Genomic DNA, 6,954 nt, shown 5'->3' with positions numbered 1-6,954 from the left:
CGCCACCAGCAGCGCACCCTGCACGCGGGCGCTGGCCTCGGGCCCCATGTGCGCGGCCGTGATGCAGCCCAGGCTGTGGGCGGCCAGCACCACGGGCTCGGGCCGGGACAGCACCAGTTGCTCCAGCGCGGCCACCCAGGGTTCGCGGTGCGGCACGAGCCAGTCGTCCTGTTCCACCCGCTCGGCATGCGGCAGCTGCTGTGCCCACAGGCTTTGCCAGTGGTCAGGGCCGGAGTTGCGCCAGCCGGGCACGATGATGATGCGGTGGGGATTCATGGGTTCTCCTGGACTGTCCATTGCTGGACATGGGCCCCGATTGTGGAGAACGCCGCCGACGATCCCAACGAACGATTTGTTGTTTTCTTATGGCGTGGCGGGGTGCAGCCTCAGCGCACCGCCGGCTCGCGCGTGGCGTGGCTGTTTCGCCCCGGCACGGTCTCTCCCAGGAAGTCCAGGAAATGCCGCACGGCCGGCGCCAGGCCGCGCCGCGAGGGGAAGACCGCATGCACGATGCCCTGCGGCGGCTCCCAGCCCGGCAGCAGATGGACCAGCCGGCCTTCGGCCAGTTCCTCATGGCACATGTAGTCGGGCAGCCAGCACATGCCGCTGCCGGCCAGCGCCGCGAATTTCAGCGTCAGCAGGTCATCCACCACGTAGCGCGGCTGCAGTTGCAGGCGTTGCTCGCGGCCTTCGGGGCCGACCAGCAGCAGGCTGGACTGGCCATCCACCGCCGACATGGACATGCTGTCCAGGTGCTGCAGGTCGGCCAGTGCACGCGGCGTGCCCTGGCGCTCCAGCAGCTCCGGGCTGGCAACGAGGATCTGGCGCGCCACATCCAGCCGCTTGACGACCATGGAGCCGCTGTCCTCCAGGCTGGGGCGCACGCGCAGCGCCACGTCGATGCCCTCCTCCACCAGGTTCACGGGCCGGTTGGTCACCTGCATCTCCACATGCACCAGCGGGCAGCGCTGCAGGAACTGGGGCATGAGCTCGCCCAGCACGGTCTGGGCCAGGGTGACGGGGCAGCTCACGCGGATGGTGCCGCGCGGCTCGGTCTGCACCTCGGCCACGGTGTCGGCGGCGGCCAGGGCCGCATCGCGCATGGCCTGGCAATGGCGCAGATAGGCCTCGCCCACCTGGGTCAGCGAGAGCTTGCGCGTGGTGCGCTGAAGCAGGCGCACTCCGAGCCGGGCCTCCAGTTCGGCCACGCGCCGCGACAGCCTGGACTTGGGTATGCCCAGCGCCCGCCCGGCAGAGGCGAAGCCGCCGCGCTCCACGACCTCGGCGAAGTACAGCATGTCGTTGAGATCCATCATGTCGCTCGTCCCTCCCTGTGCTCATTGGCTGCAAATTCAGGACAATCTATCGCAATTTCTGCGGCTTATCAAAGACTCTGTCCAAATTCACAATTGATCCCATCGTCGGCCCTACAAGCTTTCCCGAATGGCCGATCCCAACCGCGATCCCAACCGACATCCCAGGAGCTTTTCCATGCAAGTGCTGCACATCGACTCTTCCATCACCGGCGCCGCTTCGGTGTCCCGACAGCTGACCGCCCAGACCGTGGCTGCCCTGGTCGCCGCCAACCCCGGCGCCAAGGTCGAGTACCTGGATCTGGCCGTGAACGCCCCCGACCACCTGAACGCAGTGTCCATGGGCTTTCGCACCGGCCAGGCCGCCACGACGGAAGCCGAGCGCGCACAGAACGCCATCTCCGAAGCCCTGGTGAGCCAGTTCCTGGCGGCCGATGTGGTCGTGGTCGGCGCTCCGTTCTACAACTTCACCATCTCCAGCCAGCTCAAGGCCTGGATCGACCGCATCGCCCAGGGCGGCCGCACCTTCCGCTACACCGCAGCCGGCCCCGAAGGCCTGGCCAAGGGCAAGAAGGTCATCGTGGCCTCCACGCGCGGCGGTGTGTACTCCACCAGCGAAATGGGCCAGGCCCTGGAGCACCAGGAAAGCTACCTGAAGACGGTGTTCGGCTTCCTGGGCATCACCGATGTGAGCATCGTGCGCGCAGAAGGCGTGGCCATGGGCGATGAGTCCAAGGCCAAGGCCCTGGAATCGGCCCGCAACGACATCGTGCGTGCAGCGGCTGCCGCCAATCAGGAAGCGGCCATCGCCGCCTGATTGCGGATCGCGGTCAGCCGAGGGCTGTACGCCCAAAGAACAAGCGCCTGGGTTTCGGCCCCGGCGCTTTTTCTTTGGACGGCGCCCGAGAGCGACCGGCCCCGGGCAGCCCGGATTGCTCCCGATGGACTGGTGCGAATAAAAGAGGTATCCGCCCTAGCGCCTCCTTTGAAAAATGCAATGCGCTGCGCGCTTTTACAGACACACGAAGCTGTTAGGCTGAACCATCACCGCCATATTCGCGGCTTTGTCCGACACGAACCGACTGCATTTCAGAAAGCCGGCGGACCTGCCGATATCCAGGCAGCCTCATTGCATTCACTGCCTTCCATCCATGCCAGCCACAAGTCCCCGCCCCCATGTCCGGCCCCGCGGCCCTGTCCATGCCCGCCCTCCGTCCGATGAAAACCTGGTGATCACGGTGATCGCCGTGTCCCTGCTGGCCATCACCGTGGTGGGCATTGGTGTCTACCAGTTCCTGCAGTACCAGCGCGAGCAGGATCAGGAGCAGCTCAATTCCCGCGTGTACCGCAGCTATGTGCGCAACACCGACGAGGCACCTGCGCCCGAGGAGCCCGATCAGCCCGCCGCAGCGCCCACCCCCGCCAAGCCCAGCCAGCGGCAGCTGAACCAGGAAATGACGCGCAAGCTGCTGGCCCATCCCGGCGTGACGCCCGGTGCCGGCTTTTCGGCGCCCGGTGTCAAGTCGACCGGCGTGGTGATCATCGACGCCATCGACCAGGCCCAGGCGCGCGAGAAGGCGTCGTCCGCCGCGCGCCCTGCTGCGGCGATTGCCAACCCGTCTCCCGCTTCCTGACGCGTCCTGACCTCTGCGCTCACAGGAGCTGCAACGCAAAAGCCCGGCATTGCCGGGCTTTTTTGTGTCTTGAGCGGCCTTGCCGCACCGCTCACTGGTGCTTGCGCGCCCAGGCCGCGAACTTCTGCACGAAGCCGTTCACGAAGTCGCGGCTGCCGGCGCCAATGGAGCCGTCTTCGGCAAACAGGCCGTCCTTGGCCTGGATGAAGATTTCGGGCTGGGCCAGCGTGGGCATGTCCAGGTAGGCCAGCACATTGCGCAGGTGCTGCTGCGCCAGCGCCGTGCCGATGGCACCCACGGAGACGCCGGCCACGGCAGCGGGCTTGCCGGCCCAGACGCTCTTGCCGTAGGGGCGCGAGCCCTGGTCCAGCGCGTTCTTGAGCACGCCGGGAATCGAGCGGTTGTACTCGGGCGTCAGGAACAGCACGGCCTGGGCCGACTGGATCTGGGCGCGGAACTGCTTGACCACGTCCACCTCATTGCCGTCATGGTCCTGGTTGTACAGCGGCAGGGCATCGATGGCGACCTGCTCGAAGACCAGGCCTTCGGGTGCCAGGCGCGCAATGGCGTCGGCGAATTTGCGGTTGAAGGAATCCTTGCGCAGGCTGCCCACGATGACAGCGACCTTGATCTGGCTCATGCATTGCTCCTGGAGGAAGTGGCGAAAAACGGGTGGGAGGCGTACCTCCCGCAGGCAGCCATTATGTGGCTGCCTGCACGGCGCTTACTGTAGGAAAGTGGGCTTGGCATAGCCCTGGAACTTGCTGTCCACCACGGCCTTGAACTCCGCCGAACGGTAGACCTCGGCCAGGTCCTTGGCCCATGCCGCGCCCTGGTCCTTCTTCTTGATGGCCACGACGTTCAGGTAGTGGTCGGGGGTCTTTTCCAGCGAGACGGCCTCGGTCAGCTTCAGGCCCGAGGAGATGGCGAAGTTGCCGTTGATGATGGCGTATTCGGTATCGCCCAGCGAGCGCGGCAGCTGCGCGGCTTCCAGCGGGATGAACTTGAGCTTGCGCGGGTTCTCGGCCAGGTCCTTTTCGGACACGCGCAGCGGGTCGATGCCGGGCTTGGCCTTGATCAGGCCGGCCTGCTCCAGCAGCACCAGCGCGCGGGCCAGGTTGCTCGGGTCGTTGGGCAGGGTCACGCGGTCGCCTTCCTTGGCCTCGGCCAGGGTCTTGCGGGTCTTGGAGTACACGCCCAGGGGGGCAATGGGGCCTTGCACCAGTTCCACCAGGTCCAGCTTCTGGTCGGCCGCGAACTTCTGCAGGTAGACACGGTGCTGGAAGAAGTTGGCATCCAGCGAGCCCTGGGCCAGCGCCAGGTTGGGCTGCACGTAGTCGTTGAACTCCACCAGCTTGACCTGGTAGCCCTTCTTTTGCAGCAGCGGCACGATGCCCTGCTTGAGCTGGTCGATGTTGGAGCCTGCCGTGCCGCCGATCACCAGCTGCTTCTTGTCGGCCTGGGCATGGGCGGGCAGCGCCAGCACGCTGACGGCGGCAAGGGCGGCGGCCGAGGCCAGCAGGTGGCGGCGCACGAAGGAAAGGGATGCGGTCATGTCGGAATCCTTTTTTTGGGAGGGAGCGGGAAGAAAGAAGAAAGCGGGTCTGGACAGCGCGCTCAGCCGCGCTTGTCCAGGCGGCGGGCCGCCGTGTTGCCCACGAACTGGATGACCTGGACCATGGCCACGAGGATGGTCACGGTGAGCACCATCACATCGGTCTGGAAGCGGTAGTAGCCGTAGCGGATGGCCAGATCGCCAATGCCGCCGCCGCCCACCACGCCGGCAATGGCCGAGTACGACAGAAAGCTCACGGCCAGCACGGTCAGCGCCAGCACCAGGCCCGAACGCGCCTCGACGATGAGCACGCGCCAGACGATCTGCAGCTCCGAGGCGCCCATGGCGTGCGCGGCCTCGATCACGCCGCGCGGCACGTCGCGCAGGCACTGGTCCACCAGGCGTGCCAGGTAGGGAATGGCCGCCACGGACAGCGGCACGGCCGCAGCCAGTGGGCCGATGGAGGTGCCGGCCAGCCAGCGCGTGAAGGGCACCAGCGCGACCAGCAAGATGATGAAGGGGAAGGACCGCACGGTATTGACCGTCCAGTTCAGCACGGCAAAGGCCGGGCGGTTGTCCAGCGACTGGCCGGGGCCCAGCAGGAACAGCAGCACGCCCAGCGGGCCGCCGATCAGCACGGCGGCCGACAGGCCGATGCCCAGCATCAAAAGGGTCTGGCCCATGGCCAGCCACAGCTCGGGCAGGATTTCGACGATGTTTTCAGACATGGGAATGCGGAAGCTAAAAGAAGAGGAAAACGGGACCGGGCGAAAGCCCGTCAGTGCTCGGAGCCGCCCACGGCGCGCAGCACCACGGGGCGGGTGGCGCCGCGCTCGCGCAGGGCCTTGTCGGCACGCTCCACGCGCAGGGCCTCAAGTTCGCTGCCCAGCAGCGTGGCGCGCTGCGGCGCCTCGTAGGCACGGCCCTGCGGCAGGGCGGGCAGCGTGAAGCGTTCGGCCACCTGGCCCTGCTCGATGATGGCCACCTCGCTGCACAGCGCATCGACCACGGCCAGCTCGTGCGTGACGATGACGATGGTCACGCCCAGGCGGCTGTTGATGTCCGCCAGCGTGGCCAGGATGGAGCGCGTGGTCTCGCTGTCCAGCGCCGAGGTGGGCTCGTCGCACAGCAGCACCTGCGGGCGCGGCGCCAGGGCACGCGCAATCGCCACGCGCTGCTTCTGACCTCCGGACAGTTGGGCCGGATAGCTGCCGGCCTTGTCGGCCAGGCCCACGATGTCCAGGCATTCGCGCACGCGCTGCTCGATCTGGGCGCGCGAGTGGCCGCCATGGATGCGCAGCGGAAAGGCCACGTTCTCGAACACGCTGGCGTTCTGCAGCAGGTTGAACTGCTGAAAAATCATGCCGATGTTCTGGCGCGCCTCGCGCAGCGCGCGGCGGCCCAGATCGGTCAGGCGCTGGCCTGCCACCACCACCTCGCCGCTGTCGGGACGCTCGAGCAGGTTGATCAGGCGCAGCAGCGTGGACTTGCCCGCACCGCTCTTGCCGATCAGGCCGAAGACCGTGCCCTGGCCGATGTCCAGTGATACCGAACGCACGGCATCGAAGTGCTTGCCATCGGCTGTTACAAATTTCTTTTGCAGGTCGCGCAGGCGGATCAGCGCGTTTTCCGGGGCCAAATGGGCGGTCTGGACGGTCATGGAGTCTCGGTTCGGCAGTGAAAACGGTCCTGGGATCGGCAACGGCAGCCTTTGCACCGCCATCTCCAGGCAATGGCGCGCAATTTCCGGGCCCTGTGCTGCGCAGTTGGACGCAGTTGCAAGCCGATGGGCATGCGTTGTCTTGCGTCGTCGCCAAGCACAGGCGAATCCCCAGGATCTGCCGTCATTAGTGTTCTAACGAGTGTGTTGCAAAACGTTGTTCAAACAAAAGAATAAAAAATACGGTGCTTATATCGATTGCCGTCTTTCAAGCCTTGATGTACGGCCTGGACGGCATTGCTAGAATCCGCCCCCGACAGGCCTGTACAACGGCAAGATTCCTTGTGGTTGCGTGCATTACAGGTAAGTACCCGCTTTCATTCGCCATGGCTGAATCCTCCCGAACTGCCGACTGCCCCGCCTGCGCCGCCAGCCTGCGCGTGGAAGCGGTGCGCCTGCGGCGTGGCATCACAACCGTCTTTGATGGCCTGGACCTGCAGCTGGACGAGCCGCGCGTGGGACTCATCGGCGACAACGGCGCGGGCAAGACCAGTCTGTTCCGGCTGCTGTGCGGCCTGGATGCGCCGCAGGCCGGGCGCGTGCTGCTGGACGGCACCGAACTGCACGAGGCCCGCGCCAGGCGGCCGGGCCAGGTCGGGCTGATGTTCCAGAACCCCGACGACCAGATCATCTTCCCCACCGTGGAGGAAGAGCTGGCCCTGGGATTGCGCCCTTCGGGCATCTCGCGGCGCGAGGCCACGGAGCGCGCCCGCGCCCTGCTGAGCAACGCGG

9 protein-coding genes are annotated in these 6,954 nt (G+C 66.4%); 3 read left to right on the top strand and 6 right to left on the bottom strand.

What is annotated here, in order from left to right; genetic code table 11:
* Both L995_RS22135 and L995_RS22130 read right to left on the bottom strand, forming a co-directional pair.
* The coding region (locus tag L995_RS22135; protein WP_047473730.1) for an RBBP9/YdeN family alpha/beta hydrolase at nt 1–276 on the bottom strand (276 nt) is incomplete at its 3' end.
* Nucleotides 277–386: 110 nt separating this feature from the next.
* The gene (locus L995_RS22130) at nt 387–1,316 is read right to left on the bottom strand and encodes a LysR family transcriptional regulator (protein ID WP_016453282.1); all 930 of its coding nucleotides are present in this window, start codon (nt 1,314–1,316) and stop codon (nt 387–389) included.
* A 175-nt stretch (nt 1,317–1,491) separates the two neighbouring features.
* Here L995_RS22130 and L995_RS22125 point away from each other — a divergent pair, with 175 nt between their 5' ends.
* Nucleotides 1,492–2,130, top strand: a complete 639-nt coding sequence (locus tag L995_RS22125; protein ID WP_016448263.1) for an FMN-dependent NADH-azoreductase — start codon at nt 1,492–1,494, stop codon at nt 2,128–2,130.
* A 334-nt stretch (nt 2,131–2,464) separates the two neighbouring features.
* Nucleotides 2,465–2,947, top strand: a complete 483-nt coding sequence (locus L995_RS22120) for a hypothetical protein (RefSeq protein WP_047473729.1) — start codon at nt 2,465–2,467, stop codon at nt 2,945–2,947.
* A gap of 91 nt (nt 2,948–3,038) precedes the next feature.
* Here the strand turns inward: L995_RS22120 and L995_RS22115 are convergent, their stop codons facing one another.
* The 4 genes from L995_RS22115 to L995_RS22100 form a co-directional block, all read right to left on the bottom strand.
* Nucleotides 3,039–3,587, bottom strand: coding sequence for an NADPH-dependent FMN reductase (locus L995_RS22115; protein ID WP_016448265.1), 549 nt, complete (start codon nt 3,585–3,587; stop codon nt 3,039–3,041).
* Between the two features lie 84 nt (nt 3,588–3,671).
* Nucleotides 3,672–4,502 carry a MetQ/NlpA family ABC transporter substrate-binding protein gene (locus L995_RS22110; RefSeq protein WP_017407338.1) on the bottom strand — a complete coding sequence of 277 codons (831 nt, stop codon included), beginning with the start codon at nt 4,500–4,502 and terminating at the stop codon, nt 3,672–3,674.
* Between the two features lie 62 nt (nt 4,503–4,564).
* A complete protein-coding gene (locus L995_RS22105; protein WP_012206396.1) occupies nt 4,565–5,230 on the bottom strand; it encodes a methionine ABC transporter permease in 666 nt (221 codons plus the stop codon).
* Nucleotides 5,231–5,280: 50 nt separating this feature from the next.
* Complete coding sequence (locus tag L995_RS22100; RefSeq protein ID WP_046985622.1) at nt 5,281–6,162, bottom strand: methionine ABC transporter ATP-binding protein; 882 nt, start codon at nt 6,160–6,162, stop codon at nt 5,281–5,283.
* A gap of 386 nt (nt 6,163–6,548) precedes the next feature.
* Between L995_RS22100 and L995_RS22095 the strand changes: the two genes are divergently transcribed.
* Nucleotides 6,549–6,954: ATP-binding cassette domain-containing protein (locus L995_RS22095; protein WP_047473728.1), on the top strand; the 406-nt coding region annotated here is incomplete at its 3' end.

This window comes from Delftia sp. ZNC0008 (genome assembly GCF_000799035.1).
In the GTDB taxonomy this organism is placed as follows: domain Bacteria; phylum Pseudomonadota; class Gammaproteobacteria; order Burkholderiales; family Burkholderiaceae_C; genus Comamonas; species Comamonas tsuruhatensis.
The sequence above is the reverse complement of the archived record's forward strand: the minus strand, read 5'-3'. Positions and strand labels throughout refer to the sequence as shown.